At 72.3% G+C, this 17,706-nt stretch carries 11 protein-coding genes; 7 read left to right on the top strand and 4 right to left on the bottom strand.

Going from position 1 to position 17,706, the window contains the following annotated elements; genetic code table 11:
- Positions 1-608: 608 nt before the first annotated feature.
- The 4 genes from ACZ58N_RS38510 to ACZ58N_RS38495 all read left to right on the top strand — a co-directional run bounded on the left by ACZ58N_RS38510 (position 609) and on the right by ACZ58N_RS38495 (position 7,034).
- Positions 609-3,524 carry a helix-turn-helix transcriptional regulator gene (locus ACZ58N_RS38510; protein WP_471170221.1) on the top strand — a complete coding sequence of 972 codons (2,916 nt, stop codon included), beginning with the start codon at positions 609-611 and terminating at the stop codon, positions 3,522-3,524.
- The gene (locus tag ACZ58N_RS38505) at positions 3,505-4,422 is read left to right on the top strand and encodes a metallophosphoesterase family protein (RefSeq protein ID WP_471170218.1); all 918 of its coding nucleotides are present in this window, start codon (positions 3,505-3,507) and stop codon (positions 4,420-4,422) included. The genes ACZ58N_RS38510 and ACZ58N_RS38505 overlap by 20 nt, the downstream gene beginning before the upstream one ends.
- Positions 4,419-5,198 (top strand): 4'-phosphopantetheinyl transferase family protein, encoded by a 780-nt coding sequence (locus ACZ58N_RS38500; RefSeq protein WP_471170215.1) that lies wholly within the window; start codon positions 4,419-4,421, stop codon positions 5,196-5,198. The genes ACZ58N_RS38505 and ACZ58N_RS38500 overlap by 4 nt, the downstream gene beginning before the upstream one ends.
- A gap of 174 nt (positions 5,199-5,372) precedes the next feature.
- Positions 5,373-7,034, top strand: coding sequence for a flavin monoamine oxidase family protein (locus ACZ58N_RS38495; RefSeq protein ID WP_471170212.1), 1,662 nt, complete (start codon positions 5,373-5,375; stop codon positions 7,032-7,034).
- A 92-nt stretch (positions 7,035-7,126) separates the two neighbouring features.
- On the opposite strand, the gene ACZ58N_RS38490 is transcribed toward ACZ58N_RS38495, so the two are convergent.
- The 3 genes from ACZ58N_RS38490 to ACZ58N_RS38480 all read right to left on the bottom strand — a co-directional run bounded on the left by ACZ58N_RS38490 (position 7,127) and on the right by ACZ58N_RS38480 (position 10,135).
- Positions 7,127-8,536, bottom strand: coding sequence for a class I adenylate-forming enzyme family protein (locus ACZ58N_RS38490; protein ID WP_471170209.1), 1,410 nt, complete (start codon positions 8,534-8,536; stop codon positions 7,127-7,129).
- 151 nt (positions 8,537-8,687) lie between these two features.
- Positions 8,688-9,332, bottom strand: coding sequence for a thioesterase II family protein (locus tag ACZ58N_RS38485; protein ID WP_471170206.1), 645 nt, complete (start codon positions 9,330-9,332; stop codon positions 8,688-8,690).
- Positions 9,333-9,412: 80 nt separating this feature from the next.
- Entirely contained in the window at positions 9,413-10,135 is a 723-nt protein-coding gene (locus ACZ58N_RS38480; RefSeq protein WP_471170203.1) for a sugar phosphate nucleotidyltransferase, read from the bottom strand.
- Positions 10,136-10,464: 329 nt separating this feature from the next.
- Here ACZ58N_RS38480 and ACZ58N_RS38475 point away from each other — a divergent pair, with 329 nt between their 5' ends.
- The 3 genes from ACZ58N_RS38475 (at position 10,465) to ACZ58N_RS38465 (ending at position 13,485) form a co-directional block, all read left to right on the top strand.
- Positions 10,465-11,466, top strand: a complete 1,002-nt coding sequence (locus ACZ58N_RS38475) for an ABC transporter ATP-binding protein (RefSeq protein WP_471170200.1) — start codon at positions 10,465-10,467, stop codon at positions 11,464-11,466.
- Positions 11,463-12,317, top strand: a complete 855-nt coding sequence (locus tag ACZ58N_RS38470) for an ABC transporter permease (RefSeq protein WP_389710664.1) — start codon at positions 11,463-11,465, stop codon at positions 12,315-12,317. The genes ACZ58N_RS38475 and ACZ58N_RS38470 overlap by 4 nt, the downstream gene beginning before the upstream one ends.
- Before the next feature lie 226 nt (positions 12,318-12,543).
- Positions 12,544-13,485, top strand: coding sequence for an ACP S-malonyltransferase (locus tag ACZ58N_RS38465; protein WP_471170198.1), 942 nt, complete (start codon positions 12,544-12,546; stop codon positions 13,483-13,485).
- A 104-nt stretch (positions 13,486-13,589) separates the two neighbouring features.
- Here the strand turns inward: ACZ58N_RS38465 and ACZ58N_RS38460 are convergent.
- On the bottom strand, positions 13,590-17,706 hold a 4,117-nt coding region (locus tag ACZ58N_RS38460), incomplete at its 5' end, for a type I polyketide synthase (protein ID WP_471170195.1).

The raw sequence follows: 17,706 nt of genomic DNA, 5'->3' as shown, positions 1-17,706 counted from the left end.
GGAGCGCGATCCGCTCCCGGGCCGTCAGCTTGCCCTTGGCGTGCTGCGCCTCCGTCGCCCGATCGCTCGGCCCGCGCCGCGCCTCCTCACGCAGGTCGCGCAACTCGGCCACTTTCCCGGTGAGGTTCGTCGTCATGTGCCCTCTCGACCCCGGCCCCGCGGGGCGGGCGGCTCGTCGTCTCCCGACGGGCCGCCAAAGGCCCGCACCCCACCATTAAACGAGCGGCCACGGCGGCTCCTCCACCGTCTCCGACCCCTATTCTGCGCGCGGCGACCCCTAGAGCCGTAAAGGTTGAGCAATGAGCATTTGAGGTTTCCTTGAGGTTCCCGATACCGCCACGAGCTTTTTCCCCGATTCACCTGAACCAACGGCGCCTTGGCTGCGTGTCATTCAAAACGGAGCCCGATGGAAGGCCGGTCGAGTGTTGCTAGAGTTTGATCGGACCTGCCGAACGGGAAGAACCGGCCTGCCGTTTGACCGACGGCGAGCGCAGAATTCCACGCGCTCCCCGGGCACCACTTCCCCCAGCGGGACTCCATGGAATAGCCATGTCTTGCCACAGGACCGAGATGTGTCGCTCCGAATCTCAGGGGAGGCTTCTACAGCCATGCTGGTCGAGCGGGATGAACAGATCGCCAAGCTGACCGCCTGGGTGACCGGCGCAGCCCGGGCCCACACCGCCGCTCACGGAGCCGGCTACGGAGCCGCGCGCCGGGCCGCCCCCGACGACCCCTCCAGACCCGGCCGGATCGCCGTCATCAGCGGTCCGGTCGCCTCCGGCAAGACGGCACTGCTCCATCGCGTGCTGGAACCAACGGCCGACTCGGGCATCCGCCTCCTGAGCGCCGTGACCTCCGCCTCCGAACGACACATACCCTTCGGCGTGGTGGAGGAGCTGCTGCGGGACACCCGCGAAGCGGCGGGTCCCCTCGCCCTCCACGGACCGGCCGGCGCCGAGGAACTCGTGCCCGCGCAGACCCTCATGGCCGTCCACGCCCGACTCGCCGGTCTCGCCGCGCACGGACCCGTCCTGATCGCCGTCGACGACGTGCAGTACGCCGACCCCCAGTCGTTGCAGTGCCTCCTGTACGCCCTGGGCCGGGCGCGCGCCACGGCCGGCGGCCTCGCGCTCGTCGTGACGTGCGGCCCCGACGCGGGGGCGACCGCTCCGCACGTACTCGACGAACTGCTCCGCCGGGTCGAGGGACTGCACCTGCGGCTGGGTCCGCTCACCGCCCACGGGGTGGAAGCCCTCCTCGTCCGGCGGGCCGGCACGGCCGCCCGCCCCGGCGACGCCGCGACCGAGCCCTCGCACACCAGCCGCCTGGCCTCCTCCTTGCACATGGCCACCGGCGGCAACCCGCTTCTGGTCCACAGCCTCCTCGACGACCGCGTCCACCGGCAGCGCGTCGCGGAACCGGTCGACGGATCGTTCCCCGTCGGCGAACAGTTCCTGCAGAACGCGCTGATCTGCGTCCACCGCACCGGGGCCGAGGGCCTGCGGGTCGCCCAGGGCATCGCCCTGCTCGGCAGCTCGACCTCCCGGCCGCTGCTGGCCCGACTGGTGGAGACCGACGAGCGCACGGTGGGCCAGGTCGTGGCGGCCCTCGGCGACGCGGGCATCCTGCAGGGCGAGCGGTTCCGGCACGGCGCGGTGCGCACGGCCGTCCGGGAGAGCCTGGCCGACGAGGCCCTCGTCCTGCTGCGCCGGCGCGCGGCCGGGCTGCTGTACGAGGCCGGCGCGGCCCCGATGGCCGTCGCCTCGCACCTGCTGGGCAACGGTCCGGCCGTCCCCGACGAGGAGTGGGTGCCCGGGGTACTGAGCGCGGCCGCGCACACGGCGCTCGCCTCCCAGCGCGTCGAGTTCGCGGTGCGGTGCCTGCGGCTGGCGGAGGAGTGCTCCCCCGACGAGCGCGAGCGGCTGCGGCTCCGCGCGAGCATGGCCAAGTTCGTCTGGCGGGTCAACCCGTCCGCCTGGGCACAGGAACTCCAGCCCCTGAACGCCGCGTTGCGGGAGGGGACACTGCCCGTCACCGATTCCCTGCGCCTCGTCGGCGACCTGCTGTGGAACGGCTGGATCGATGACGCGTCGATCGCCATCGAGAACGCCCTGGACGGCATGCCGCAGCCGCCCGATCCCGGGCTGACCCGCCAACTGGGCAACGTACGGGTGATGTTGGCGTCCACCTATCCCACGCTGCTGGACCGACTGGACCGTGCGCTCGGACCGGTCGACGCCCAGTCCCCCGCTGAGTCCCCCGCGGACTGTGCGATGACCGGGATCCGGGTCCTGCAGGGTGTGCTGAGCACCGGAACCGGACCGGGCCATCGGGAGCGAGCGGCCGCGGACGAGGTGCACACCGAGATCGCCGAGCGGATCCTCGCGGGCACCCGGCTCACGGAGGACAGCCACGTCACGATACGGGCATGCCTGTTGGCCCTGCTGTACTCGGAGCGGCTGGGCGAGGCGATCCTGTGGACGGACCGTCTGCTGGACGAGGCCTCCGAGCACGACGCGCCCGGTTGGACCGCCGTCATGCAGGCGATGCGCGCGCACATGGCGCTGCGCCGCGGGGAGCCCGACCTGGCGCGGCGCCTGGCGGCGCAGTCGATGGAACAGCTCACTCCGCACGGCTGGGGCGTGGGGATCGGCATGCCGCTGTCCGCCCTGATCGAGGCGCGGACCGCCCTGGGCGACCACGAGGCGGCGGCTGCCCTGGTGGACAACCACCCGGTGCCGGAACAGATGCTGCTGACGCGCTACGGGCTGCACTACCTCTACGCGCGTGGAGGTCACCGGCTCGCCACCGGCCGGCATCACGCCGCGCTGACCGACTTCATGGCCTGCGGCCGGCTGATGCGCGAGTGGGACATGGACCGGGAGGGACTGGCGCCCTGGCGGGTCGGGATGGCGGAGGCCTCGCTGGCCCTCGGCAACCGTGACCAGGCGGAACAGTTCGCCAGGGAGCAGCTCGCCCGGGAAGCCGGACCGCGGGTGCGCGGCATGGCGATGCGGGTCCTGGCCGCCGCCCGGCCCGCGGCAGACCGGCCCGTCCTGCTGGAGCGGGCCGTGACGCTGCTCCAGGAGGAGGGCGACTCCCACGAGCTGGCCCGGGCACTGACCGAGCTGGGGACGGCGTACGACCAGCTCGGCGACACGGCGCAGGGCCGCAGCTGCACCCGCCGCGCCGGCCGGATCGCCGAGGTCCGCGGGGCGCGCGAGGTCACGCACGGCGCCCGGAGCGGGCAGCCGGTGCTGAGCGTGCCGCAGCGGTCCGCGCCCGCGGCGCTGCCGAGCCCCGTACGGTCCCGGCCGAGCGCGGCGGCCCCCCTGACGGACGCCGAGCGGCGGGTGGCGGCACTGGCCGCGCACGGATACACGAACCGTGAGATCGGGGCGAAGCTCTTCATCACCGTCAGCACCGTGGAACAGCACCTCACCCGTGTCTACCGCAAGATCAACATCACCCGCCGCCAAGACCTGCCGGTCAGTTGGGACATCGATGTCGCACATACTGCCTGATCCCGCCGACGTGGCCGGCGACCCGGGCGGACCCGCGTCCACCGGCGGTCCCGGTCCCCGGTTGCTCGCGGTGAGCGACCTGCACATCGGGATGGCCGACAACCGGCCCATCACCGAGTCCCTGCGACCCACCCACCCCGACGACTGGCTGATCGTCGCCGGCGACGTGGGCGAACTGACCGAGGACATCGAGTGGGCGCTGCGCCTGCTCGCCGACCGCTTCGCCAAAGTGGTGTGGGCGCCCGGCAACCACGAGCTGTGGACCCCGCGCGAGGACCCGGTCCAGGCCCGCGGCGAACAGCGCTACCGGCACCTCGTCGAGATGTGCCGCGCCCTGGGCGTCGTCACGCCCGAGGACCCGTGGCCGCTGTGGGAGGGACCCGGCGGGCCGGTCGCCGTCGCCCCGTTGTTCCTGCTGTACGACTACACCTTCCGGGTGGCGGGCACCCGGACCAAGGAGGAGTCCTTGGCGCGGGCGCACGAGGCGGGCGTCGTCTGCACGGACGAGTACCTGCTCCACCCCGACCCGCACCCGACGCGCGACGACTGGTGCCGCGCCCGGGTCGCGCACACCCTGAGCCGGCTCGAAGCCCACGACCCGACGGTGCCCGTGGTCCTGGTCAACCACTTCCCGCTGGTGCGCGAACCGACGGACGTGCTGTGGCACCCGGAATTCGCCCAGTGGTGCGGCACCGTGCTCACCGCCGACTGGCACCGCAGGTTCCGCACCGCCGCCGTGGTCTACGGGCACCTGCACATACCCCGCACCACCTGGTACGACGGGGTGCGCTTCGAGGAGGTGTCCATCGGCTACCCGCGCGAGTGGCGCCGGCGGGGCCACCCACGCGGTCTGCTGCGGCAGATCCTCCCCCACAGCGGCCGGGAGGACGCGAAATGATCGAGATCCTGCTGCCCGAAGCCGCCCACGCGAGCGAGTCCTTCGGACCGGACGGCGCCGCGGTGCTCGACCCCCAGGAGGCGGCCCTCGTGGCGACCGCCACCCAGGAGCGGCGCGAGGAGTTCACCACCGTACGGGGCTGCGCCCGCCGCGCGCTGGCCGCCCTCGGACTGCCCCCGGCGCCGGTGCTGCCGGGCCGGCGCAACGTGCCGCAGTGGCCGGTGGGCGTGGTGGGGAGCATGACGCACTGCGCCGGCTACCGGGCCGCCGTCCTCGCCCGGGACGGCGACCTGATGGCCGTCGGCATCGACGCCGAACCGGACCGGCCGTTGCCCCGGGGGGTACTGGAGTCGATCGCCCTGCCCCAGGAACTCGCCTGGGCGCGGACCCCGTCGATCGGGGCGGCCCGACCGTGCCGGGACCGATTGCTGTTCAGCGCCAAGGAGGCCGTGTACAAGACCTGGTACCCGCTGGTGGGCACCGAGCTGGACTTCGAGGACGCCGCCCTCTCCTTCCGTACGGACGAAGCCGACGGCTCCGGTGCCGGCACCTCGGACGGCCTGCTGAGCGGTACGTTCCGGGCCCGCGTCCTGCGGCCGGGCACCGACCCCGCCGGCCGGCCCGTGTCGACGTTCACCGGTCGCTGGCTCGCGCACCGGGGCCTGGTCGTGACCGCGATCACCGTCCCCGCCCACCGGGACGCGGCGGCCGGCGCCCCCGTCGGGCCCGGCACCCCGTACGGCACCACCGGTACGGCCGGGCACCCGGGTCGGTAGGGGTTGTCGGGTTCGGGGCCCGCTGCGTAGCGTGCGAGGACCGGACCGACCGCGCACGGCGTACGGCGCGTGGATTCCTCCCGCCGCGACGGCCAAGTGCCGCGTCCCCGGCTGCGCCGGCTCGTCCCCGGTTCCCCTGGAAGCGATGTCGCACCGGCCCGAGAGGTACTCCAGATGACATCAGCAAGCCCGGCTCCCACCACCATGCTCCTGCCGGACTTCCCGTTCTCCTACGACGGCTGGCTCGAACACCCGGCGGGGCTGGGCTCCCTACCGGCCGGCCGCGCCGGTACGCCCGTCGCCGTGGTGGGCGGCGGGATGGCCGGGCTGACCGCGGCCTACGAACTGATGCGGTTGGGTCTGCGCCCCGTCGTGTACGAGATCGGCCAACTCGGCGGCCGGATGCGGTCGGTCGCGTTCCCCGGGCAGCCCGACTGCGTGGCGGAGATGGGCGCGATGCGCTTCCCCCGGTCGGCCCGTGCCCTGTTCCACTACATCGACCTGTTGGGACTGGACACCAGCCCGTTCCCCAACCCGCTGTCGCCCCACACCCCGAGCACCCTCATCGACCTGGGCGGGGTCCGCCACACCGTGCGCGGCGCGGAGCAACTCCCAGACGTCTACCAGGAGGTGGCCGCCGCCTGGGAGAAGTCCCTCCAGGAACGGGCCGAGCTGGCGACGATGCGTGACGCCGTGCGGCGCCGCGACGTGGAAACCCTCAAGCACGTGTGGGACCGGCTGGTGCGGGAATTCGACGACCAGTCCTTCCACGGCTTCCTCGCGACCAGTTCGGCGTTCCGGTCGTTCCGGCACCGGGAGATCTTCGGGCAGGTGGGTTTCGGCACGGGCGGTTGGGACACCGACTTCCCCAATTCGCTGCTGGAGATCCTGCGCGTCGTCTACACCGAGGCTGACGACCATCAGATGGCCGTCCTCGGCGGCTCCCAGCAGATTCCCCGCGGGCTGTGGGAACACCGTCCGGCGCGGCTCGCGCACTGGCCGACGGGCACCTCGCTCGCCTCCCTGCACGGCGGGGCCGCGCGGCCCGGGGCCCGTGCCGTCGACCGGGACGGCTCGGAGTTCACCGTCACCGACGTCGAGGGACGTCGGGACCGGTTCCCGGCCGTGGTGTACACCCCGCACGTGTGGACCCTGCTGAACCGGGTGCGGGCCGATCCGACACTGCTCGGCGCACCGCTGTGGACGGCGGTGGAGCGGACCCACTACATGGGTTCGTCCAAGCTGTTCGTCCTCACCGACCGGCCGTTCTGGCACGACGTGGACCCCGACACCGGGTTGCCGGTGATGAGCATGACCCTCACCGACCGGATGCCGCGCGGCGTGTACCTGTTCGACGACGGCCCGGACCGGCCGGGCGTGATGTGCCTGTCGTACACGTGGAACGACGATTCGCTGAAGATGGCCACGCTCGGCCCGACGGAGCGGCTCGACGCGCTGCTCGGGCAACTCGCCGCGATCTACCCGGGGTTGGACATCCGGTCCCACGTGCGGGGGGAGCCGCTCACCGTCACCTGGGAGAACGAGCCGCACTTCATGGGGGCGTTCAAGGCGAACCTACCGGGGCAGTACCGCTACCAGCGGCGGCTGTTCACCCAGTTCATGCAACGCGACCTGCCCGAGGGGCAACGCGGGTTCTTCCTGTGCGGCGACGACGTGTCGTGGACCGGCGGGTTCGCGGAGGGCGCCGTCACGACGGCCCTGAACGCGGTGTGGGGCGTGGTGGACCACCTGGGCGGCTCGACGCACCCGGACAACCCGGGCCCCGGTGACCTCTTCGACTCGTTGGCGCCCGTGGAACTCCCCTACGAGGACTGACCCGGGGCGCGGAGGCGCCGTGCGCTCGGCCGGTACGGACGAAGGCGCCCCCGCGTTCACGCGGGGGCGCCTTCACCGCGGCGTCGCGGACCTCACGCCTCGGCGGCGAGCACGGCGAGGGCCTTCTTGTCGGGCTTGCCGTTGCGGTTCAGCGGGAACCGCTCCAACACGAGGACCTTGTTGGGCTGTTCGTAGACCGGCAGCAGGTCGCACAGCCGCTCCCGCCAGTGACCGGCATCGCGCAGCTCCTCGTCCTCGACGAAGAAGACCAGTTGGGAGCCGCGCAGTTCGTCGGGCAGGGGCACGATCCGGGTGGGGCAGCCCTCGGCGGCCACCTTCCGCTCGATCAGTTCGGGGTAGAGGGTGTACCCCATGCGGTGGACGGCGAACTTGCGTCCCAGGACGTGCAGGTTGCCGCCGGCGTCGAGGTGACCGAGGTCGCCGGTGGCCTGCCAGCCGGTGGCGTGCGCCGGCACGATGGTGCCGTCCTCGGACACCTGCCCTTCGAGGGCGTCGGGGGTGTCCACCTCGATCTCGCCGGTCTCCCCCGCGGACAGCTCGCGGCGGTCCTCGTCGACGATCCGGAGCCGGATGCCCTCCATGGCCCGGCCGCAGGCGACCGGGTTGTCGAGGGTGGCGAAGGAGATGTTGCCGAGCTCCGTGGATCCGTAGCTGTCGAGCAGGGGCAGGCCGAATTCCGTTCGGTACTGCTCCACCAGCGGAGCGTCGAGGGGCGCGGCGCCGACGCAGAACATCCGGACGTCGGCCAGGTGGCCGCGCAGCGAGGCCTTGCGGCCGACGAGGCTGAGGATGCTGCGGTAGCTGGACGGCGTGGCGTCGATGACCGTCACACCGGCGTCGCGTCCCATGCGCAGGGCCCGGTCGAGCCGGCGGTAGGGGGCGATGACCAGGGAGCAGCGGGTCAGCCAGGCGATGAGCACCATCGACAGGCCGTACTGGTGGGCGAAGGGCAGCAGCGGCATCAGCACGTCGTCGGGGCGGTGCCCGACCTGGTCCGCGTTGCGTCGGAGGTTGCGCAGGAACGAGGCGCCGGTCTTCACGACGCCCTTGGGGGATCCGGTGGAGCCGGACGTCCACATGATGAGGCCGTCGGGCAGTTCGCCCCAGGCGTCGAAGGACAGGGCCGGTTCGGTGGGTTCGTGGTCGGCGACGGCGACCATCAGCTCGTACAGGTGGACGGGGTCGGCGTCCGGGTAGACGGGGGTGTCGTCGTCGACGAAGGTGACCTTCACGCCGGTACGCACGGCGATGCGGCGGGTCTCCTCCTGGTGTTCCTGCTGGTCGACGAGGACGATCGAGGCGCCGACGTGCATGAGCGCGTACAGGACGCACACGTAGCTCGCCGAGTTGCCCGCCTTGAGCATGACGCGGTCGCCGAGGCCGACACCCCGCTCACGGATCGCCCCGGCCACCCGGAGGGCGTCCTGTTCGAACTCGTCGATGGTCCGTACCGAGTCGGCTGCACATATCTTCGCGGTCATCGGTCGCACAATGTCCTTCCTCTGGGCCGGTCCACTGCCGGGCGGCGTGCGGTCCGCCGGGCCGGGGGCCGGGCCCGTTCAGGGGGTGGATCGCGGGGTTCGCGAGCTTCACCAGGGATGGGAATTCGGTCGCTCACGTCGTGGACGCGGGTCAATCCGGGTCCGCTTCACCGAGCGAGATCAGCTGGTCGTGCACGATGTTGACCACCTCCCGGCGGTACGTCCGCAGGTACCCCTGGGCACCGGGGAAGACCTCCAGGTCGAACCCGCCGGAGGTGCTGCGCCGCCACGATCCGACGGCGGCCGGTGTGGCACGCGGATCGTGACGGGCCGCCAGGGCGACGACCCGACAGCCCAGTTGGGGTGGTCCGAGGCTGCCGCGGTGGCCGGGTGCGGTCCGTCCGGAGACGAACAGGGTCAGGGGCGCCGTGTACGTCTCCCTTTCGAGCCGGCAGCCGACGGCGTAGGCCAGTTCGGCGCCGAGTCGGTGGCCGAACAGGGCGAACGGGCGGTCGGCCCAGCCCCGTACGGCTTCGAAGACCTTGTCGGCGAGCAGGGAGCCCGCCTCCGGGTCGAGGTCCTCCTCGGAGAGCTGGGAGGGGTATTGGACGATGAGCAGTTCCACGGTGGGCAGCAGTAACTCGGCCATGGCCAGGTAGCAGAGGGGCGAGTTCCGTGAGCTCGGGAAGCAGATCATCCGGTAGCTGCTGCGGCCCGCGGGCTGCCGGATCTGGATCAGGCCGACCTCGTCGGGGGTGGTCTCCCCGGCGGGGGGCCGGTTGTGCTCATGGGTCATGCTCCCTGAAACTCCGCATCGGGTGGTGCCTGACGACTCGTGGTCGGGCGTACGATCGGCGCCTCCCGTGCGGAGGGCCTTCATGAACAGGTCCGGGGCCTGCCGTGATCGACGGCGGTGTCGGTGACCGTGGCACTGAACCTGTCGGTGGACGTGTCGGTGGACGTCTCGGTTCGCGTACCGCGTTGCGTGTCGCTTCGCGTGTCGGTGTGCGTGTCGTCCGCCCCGGTGGCGACTTCCAGGCCCTGGTCGGCCAACCACCGCAGGACCTCGCCGAACCCGACCTCGCCGGACGCGGCGGGGTCGCCGCCGCCGGTGGGCGTGATGGCCTCGACGGCGCGGTGCACCGCGTCCGTGAAGAAGTACACCCCCGGGTGTTCGGGGACGGCCTGGGCCGCCGGGCGGTGGGTGCGGAAGGCCTCCAACTGTTCGCCGATCCCGCCCGGGACGAAGGTGTCGCCCGGGTGCGTCACGAAGTCGTCCTCGCCGAGCCAGTCCCGCGCGCCGCGCAGGGACCGGGCCGGGTCCGGTGACCGGTGCGGGGGCAGGTAGGTGACGCTGACGCCGAAGCGGGTGCCGTCGCCGACGGCCGCCCGGATCTCGTCGGCGCCTTCGCCGAGGACGATGCCGACGTCGAGGATGCCCGTGTCGGCGATGCCTTCGAGGACGTCGAACAGGACGGGCTTGCCGACTGTCGGGGCGCACGGCCCGGCAGGGGCGGTGGAGGAGCCTGCGGTGGGGTCGGCGGAGGACCGGGGGCGCGGACGGGTGCCGGATCCCCCCGACAGGACGAGTGCTTTCACGGGGTCTCCTCGCGGAAATGGTGGGGCGATCGGAGAGGATCCGGCGCAGTCACGCGGTATCGCTGTGAGGATATTCCCGGCGGCAATATTCGATCACCCCTATTCCCCCCTAACCGTTTCACCATCGCCCCTAGGGCAGCTCGGGAGGAGTCGCCCCGCGACCCCCGCATGCTAGACAGGAAGCCATCACTTCCGTGTCCTATTCAGTCGGCGCCCGACGCGCGTCCGGTCACGCGATATTTCTCCCGCGGACCCCCGGCCGCCGTCGTCGCGTCCCACTTGATTCGCAGGCATAAATGAAACCTGAACGATCCGTGGAATCCACTGTCGTGGTCGACGGACTTGTCAAGAAGTACCGGGACCGTGACCGGCCGGCGGTGGACGACCTGAGTTTCTCGGTCCGCCGGGGTGAGGTCTTCGGGTTCCTCGGTCCCAACGGCGCCGGCAAGACGACGACCATCGGCATCCTCACCACCCGGGTGGCCCCCACGGCCGGGCGGGCGTTCGTGCAGGGTGTCGACGTCGTGGCCCATCCCGCGCAGGCCCGCAGGGCGTTCGCCGTCGTCCCCCAGCGCAACAACCTCGACCAGTCGCTCACGCTGCGCCAGAACCTGACCTTCCACGCCGGCTACCACGGCATGGGCCGGGCGGACCGGCGCCGGCTCGCCGACGAGTGCCTGGACTGGGTGGGGCTCGCCGACCGCGGCAAGGACCGCGGCGACCAGCTCTCCGGCGGTCAGGCCCAGCGCGTGATGATCGCCCGGGCCCTGATGCACCGCCCCGACGTGCTGTTCCTCGACGAGCCCGCGAACGGGCTCGACCCGCAGGCACGCCTGTTCATCCACGAGCGGGTCGCCGAGCTGAGCGGGCGCGGCGTGACCACCGTGCTCACCACGCACGACATGGACGAGGCCGCCCGACTGTGCGACCGCGTCGGCATCGTGGACCACGGGCGGCTGCTCGCCCTGGACACCCCGCAGGCGCTCATGGAGAACCTGAGCGGCACCGCCTGCACGCTCACGGTGCGACCGACGGACGGCGGCGCCGCCGAGGTCATCCGGCTGCTGGAGAAGATCGAGGCGGTGACGCGGGTCGAGACCGTCGAGCCGCCCCGCGGCGACGGTCCGGCGGACGCCGATGCCGCCCACCCGCCGGTGGACGCGGACGCTCCGCTACGGCTCCGTCTCTACAGCGACGCGCCGACCGGCGCGCTGCTTCCGGCCGCCATCACCACCCTCTCGGCGGCGAACTGCGACATCAAGGACATCAAAGTGGGCACCGCGACACTGGAGGACGTCTTCATCGCGCTGACCGGCCGGGAGCTTCGATGAGCACCTCCACCGCACCCGCGCCCGACCCGGTCGCCTCCTTCCCGCGCGAGCTGCGGCCCGCACCCACCGGCGTCCGCTCGGTGACCCGTACGTTCTTCTTCATCCTGTGGCGGGACGTCTTCGTCACCGGCCGCGAACTGGGCACCTTCCTCGCCCAGGTGCTGGTGGAGCCGTTCTTCATCCTGTTCGTCTTCGGCAAGGTGCTCGGCGAACTCGGCTACACCGGCGGCAACTTCCAGCAGGTCCTGTTGCCGGGCGTGGTGGCTCTCAACGCCTTCCTGGTGAGCCTCCAGAACACGGCCCTGCCGCTGATCATCGACTTCTCCTGGAGCAAGGAGATCGAGGACCGTCTCCTCGCCCCGATCCCCATCACCCTGGTCGCCGTCGAGAAGCTGGTCTTCGGCATGCTGCGCGGCATCATCGCCTCGCTGTTGATGATCCCGATGGGTTTCCTGGTCCTCGACCACGCGTCCTGGCCGATGGACAGCTTCCCGGCCACGCTGGGCGTCCTCCTGATGGGAGCGCTGGCCGGCAGCACGGTGGGCCTGACCATCGGCACGCTGGCCCCGGCCCGGCACATCAGCATCGTGTTCGCGGTGACGCTGACGCCGCTGATGTTCACCGGCTGCACGCAGTTCCCGTGGCACGGGCTGGCGGACGTCCGCTGGTTCCAGGTGCTGTGCGCCTTCAACCCGCTGACCTATGTCAGTGAGGGGATCCGCGCGCTGCTCCTGCCGCCGGGCGGTCCGGGCTCGATCCCGCTGTGGGTGGACGTGTCGGCGCTGACCGCGGCGATCCTGATCTTCGGGGCGATCGGCATCAAGGGCTTCCACCGCAGGGCCCAGGACTGACCCCGCACCCTTCCTCCCCGGCCTCGTGCCCGGACCGGCGCATCCGCGCCGCCCGGGTACGAGGCCTTTTTCTCATCCCTCACGCACTTCCCGGAAGCAAAGGTATTCACGGCTCATGACTCGTCCCGACGCGATTTCCGAAACGATCACCTCCACGGAAACGGCCGGACCCGCCACCGCCGAATCGTCCGGTTCCCGAACCGGGACCGCCATCGTGTTTCCCGGCATGGGTCCCGCATCCTTCGCGGAGGTCGGCAAGTTCCTGCTGCTCGACCCGTACGCCCGGGTTCGGCTCGCGGAGGCCGACGAGGCCCTCGGCTATTCGGTGTTCGATCGTTTCCGGGACGCCGAGGAGGACTATTCGGTCGATTTCCAGATCGCGTTCCTGGTGAACTCGATGGCGTTGGCGGACCGGGCCGTGGACGCGCTCGGGGTCACTCCCACGGTCTGCGCCGGCCCCAGTTTCGGCCAGAAGGCCACCGCCGCGTTCGTCGGTTCGCTGTCCTTCACCGACGTCGTCCGGCTCACCGCGGAACTGGCACGCTGCGAGGAGGAGTACTTCACCGACGTCCACGAGGACGTCGTCACGCACTGCTTCGTCCGCACGCCGCAGGACAGGCTGGACGAGCTCCTCGCCGGCTTCGACGACCGGGGTGCCTGGTACGACTCCTCCGGCCGCCTCGACGCCGGTTTCCACATGCTGTCCGTGCGCGAAAGGGACCTCGACACCCTGACGGCCGGCATCAGCGCGGCCGGCGGCTACTCCATGTACTCGATGCGTCCGCCGGTGCACGCCGCGGCGTTCTCGGCGCTCCGCAAGAAGGCCGAGGAGGAGGTGTTCGGCGGGTACGCGTTCGCCGACCCCTCCCTGCCCGTGGTCGTCGACCACGACGGCAGCGTCGTCCGGGACGCCGCCGGGATGCGCACGATGATGCTGGACACCTTCGACCGGCCGATCCACTGGCCCGTCATGGTGGAGTCGCTCAAGGAGCTGGGGGTCGGCACGCTGTACGTGACGGGCCCCGACAACCTCTTCCACCGGTTGGACGTCACCAAGGACAACTTCGAGGTCGTCGCCCTCGGCCTGCCCAAGAAGCGGGCCCGGGAACGCGAGCGGGCGACCGCGCTCGACCGGTCCCGGGCGGCGCGGGTCCGTCGCGGCGCCTGAGGCACCGAACCCCGGTACCGGAAGGGCCCCACCCCCTCGGGGTGGGGCCCTTCCCCCATGTCAGCGGGCGTGCGGACGGGCCCGGTCCGCCGGGCCCGTCGGCCTCACCGCGTGCCGTCCAACCATGCCTCGACCACTCCGGCGGTCGCCTGCGCGTGCTGCTCCATCATGGTGAAGTGGTTGCCGGGAGCGTCCACGACGGTGTGCTCCAGGTCCCAGTAGGAACGCCAGTCGCCGTCCGTCGCCCGGTTCCAGTCGAAGAACTGTTCCTCCGCGCGGACCAGCAGCGTCGGCGACTTCACCGCCTGCGGCTTCCACCCTCCGAAGAGCCGGAAGTAGGCGCCCATGGCGAGCAGCCGACTGTCGTCGACCGGGACGTGGCTGCCCTGCCGCTCCTCGACGCCTTCCGACAGTCCCGGCTGGATGCCGAGGATCGCGTCGTCGTCGTGCGAGTAGATGTCGACCAGGACCACGGCCTCCGGGAAGACCCCGGCGGCCTCCAACCGGCCGGCGACCGCGTGGGCGAGCATGCCGCCCGAGGAGTGCCCGAGGAGCACGAACGGCGCACCGTCGGTGTGCTTCAGGACGGCCTCGGCCTGGGCCTCGATGACCGCCGCGGCGGTCGACGGCAGTTGCTCGCCGCGCAGGAAGCCGGGGGCCGCCATGGCGTGCACGTCCCGCCGGCCGCGGAACGCGGACGCGAACCGGGCGTACTGGTGCGGCCCGGAGATCGACAGGATCGACGAGAAGCAGACCAGTCCGGGACCGTCGTCGCCGCGGGCGAGCCGCACCGGGGCGGGTGCCTTGCGCAGCTCGGCGGCCGACGCGAACGACGGCCTGAACCGTGACGCCTGCATGAGCAGTTCCATGAACGGGCCGGACGCTCCCTGCGCGCCGGCTTCCTGGAGCATCGCGCCGAACATTCCGGCGCCGTCCCCCTCCCCGCCCTGCTCGGCCGCACCGGCCGGTCCGGCGGAGCCGCCCGGGCCCGCGGCGAGTTCGGTCCGCAGCAGTTGGGCGACCAGCAGCGGCGTCGGGTGGTCGAACAGCAGGGTGGCGGGCAGCCGCAGTCCCGTCGCGGCGTTCAGCTGATTGCGCAGTTCGACGGCGGTCAGCGAGTCCAGTCCGAGTTCCAGGAACCCCTGGGACTCCCCCACCGCGTCGGGCGACGGGTAGGCGAGCACCGCGGCGGCCTGGGCCCGCACCACGTCGAGCAGCACCCGCTCCTGCTCCTCCTCCGACAGCGCCGCCAGACCCGCCAGGCGTTGCGCGGCGGCGGACGCCGCGGCGGAGCCCGCACCGTGGGCGGCCCTGCGGAGTCCACCGCGCACCAGGCCGCGGAAGACCGCCGGGAGGGCTCCCGCGTCCGCCTGGGCCCGAAGCGGTGCGGTGTCCAGCCGGATGGCGACGAAGACACTGCCGTCGGTCAGGGCGCACCCCGTGTCGAACAGCGCCAGCCCCTCCTCGGAGGACAGCGGCGCCAGGCCCGCACGCGCCATCCGCTGGACGTCGGCGTCCGTGAGTTCGCCGGTCATCTCGCTGCGCTGCTCCCACAGCCCCCAGGCCAGTGACATGGCGGGCAGCCCTGCGGCACGCCGGCTGCGGGCCAGGCCGTCGAGGAAGGCGTTGGCCGCCGCGTAGTTGGCCTGGCCGGGGCTGCCGAGCGTGCCGGCGGCCGAGGAGAACAGGACGAACGCGGCGAGGTCCAGGTCGCGCGTCAGCTCGTGCAGGTGCACGGCCGCGTCGACCTTCGGCCGCAGGACCGAATCGATCCGCTCCGGGGTCAGGGACGGTACGAGTCCGTCGTCGAGGTGGCCCGCGGTGTGGATGACGGCGGTGAGCGGGTGCGCGGCCGGGATCCCGGCCAGCAGCTCGGCCAGCGCCCCGCGGTCGGCGGCGTCGCAGGCGACGACGGTCGCCTCCGCGCCCAGCGCGGCGAGTTCCGCGACCAGTTCCCCGGCGCCCGCCGCGGCGGGCCCGCGCCGGCTGGTGAGCAGCAGTCGACGCACACCCCGACCGGTGACGAGGTGGCGGGCCAGGAGGCTGCCGAGCACGCCGGTGCCACCGGTGATGAGGACGGTGCCGTCCTCATCCCATGCGGGAAGCTCCGTACGCTCCGACGGTTCCTCGGCGGCCTCGTCCGTCCCGGGTCGCTCGACGGGAACCCTGGCCAGCCTGGCGGCGTGCAGGGCCGCGCCCCGAACCGCGAGCTGGGGTTCGCCGCTGCCGACGGCCGCCGCGAGCAGCGCGGCGAGTGCCCCCGCCCCGCTTTCGGACGCACCGTCGCCGAGGTCGTCGCCGGTGGTGTCCGGGTCGAGGTCGAGCAGCACGAACCGGCCGGGGTTCTCCGACTGCGCGGAGCGCAGCAGTCCCCACAGCGGGGCGTGCGTCAGGTCCGGCACTCCTTCGCCGGGCCGGACCTCGACCGCCCCACGGGTGACCAGCACCAGCCGGGTTCCGGCGAACGCCTCGTCGGCCGGCCAGGCCTGGATGGACGCCAGGGCCTCCCGGGTCGCCCGCCGGGCGGCCTCCGCCGTGTCGGGCACGGCTTCGGTGCCGGGCCGGGCGTACGTGACCAGCACGGTGTCCGGTACCGGCTTGCCCGCGGCCACCACCGCGGAGAGGGCGTCCAGGTCGCCGTACACGTCGGCGGTGATGCCGGCCGTCCTCAGGGCGGCTTCCAGACCGAGGGAGTCCGGGCCGACCAGGGCCCAACGACCGGCGGCCGCGGCCCGGTTGCCGGTCAGGGCGGGCCACTCCAGCCGGAACAGCGAATCGTGGAACGCGGGCCGGTCCGACCGCAGTCGGGCCGGGTCGAGCGTCCGCAGCAGCAGCGACTCCACCGACACGACCGGCCGGCCTTCCTCGTCGAAGGCCGCGAGGGACACGGCGCCCGATCCTGCCGGGGTCAGCCGCACCCGCAGCGCGTCCGCGCCGACGGCGTGCAGGCCCACACCGGTGAAGGCGAACGGCACCCGCATGCGGACTTCCTCGCCCTGGTCCTCGTCGTCGGCGACGAGGAACGGGCCGAGGGCCAGCCCGTGCAGCCCCGCGTCGAGGAGCGCCGGGTGGACACCGAAGTGGGCTGCGTCGGCCCGGGGGCCTTCGGACAGGGCGAGTTCGACGAAGAGTTCGTCACCGCGCCGCCAAGCGGTCCGCAGGTTGCGGAAGGCCGGACCGTACGCGTACCCGCCGGCGGCGAACAGCTCGTACAGGTCGGCCACGTCGAGCTCGTCGGCACCTGCGGGAGGCCAGGCCTCCAGGGCCACCGGGCCCGACGCCGCGATCCGATCGTCCGCGGCTCCGAGGACGCCGGCGGCGTGCCGCGTCCAGGGCTCGTCGAGGCCCCGCACGTCGTCGCCGTCCGGGGACTCCGGTCGCGAGTGCACGTGGAGCACGCGCCGGCCGTCCTCGTCGGGTGCGGCGACCGTGAGCCGCAGTTGGAGTGCCCCGTGCTCGGGGAGCACCAGCGGTGCTTCCAGGGTCAGTTCCTCCAGCAGGGTGGAGCCGGCCCGGCGTGCGGCGTGCAGCGCGAGTTCCACGAAGGCCGTTCCGGGCAGCAGTGCGGCGTCCGCCGCCCGGTGGTCGGCCAGCCAGGGGTGCGTTCGCAGCGACAGCCGGCCGGTGAACAGGAAGCCGTCCGAGTCGGGCAGTTCGACGGCCGCGCCCAACAGCGGGTGCTCGGCGGCGCCGAGCCCGGCGGAGGCCACGTCACCGACGGCCGTCACCGGCACGTCGATCCAGTAGCGGTCACGCTGGAAGGCGTAGGTCGGCAGATCCACCCGCCGGGCACCCGTACCGGCGAACACCGTGTCCCAATCGACCGTCACCCCCCGCACCCAGGCCTCGGCCAGCGACAACCAGAACCGCTCCAGCCCACCCTCGTTACGGCGCAGCGACCCGAGGACGGCCGCCTCACGGCCCGCGTCCTCCACCGTCTCCTGCATCCCGACCGTCAGGACGGGATGCGGACTGGACTCGATGAACACACCGAAGCCCTGATCGAGGAGCGCGCGAGTGGCCTCCTCCAGCTCCACCGTCCGACGCAGGTTGCGGAACCAGTAGCCGGCATCCAGCTCGGAACCGTCGACCCACTCACCGGTGACCGTCGACAGGAACGGCACCAGCGCCGCCCGCGGAACGATCGGGGCGAGCAGCTCGGCGAGTTCGTCCTTCAGCAGGTCCACCTGCGCGGAATGCGAGGCGTAGTCGACCGCGATC

The sequence above is a fragment of the Streptomyces sp. NPDC040432 genome (assembly GCF_055595445.1).
This window is presented reverse-complemented; position numbering and strand designations above follow the sequence as displayed.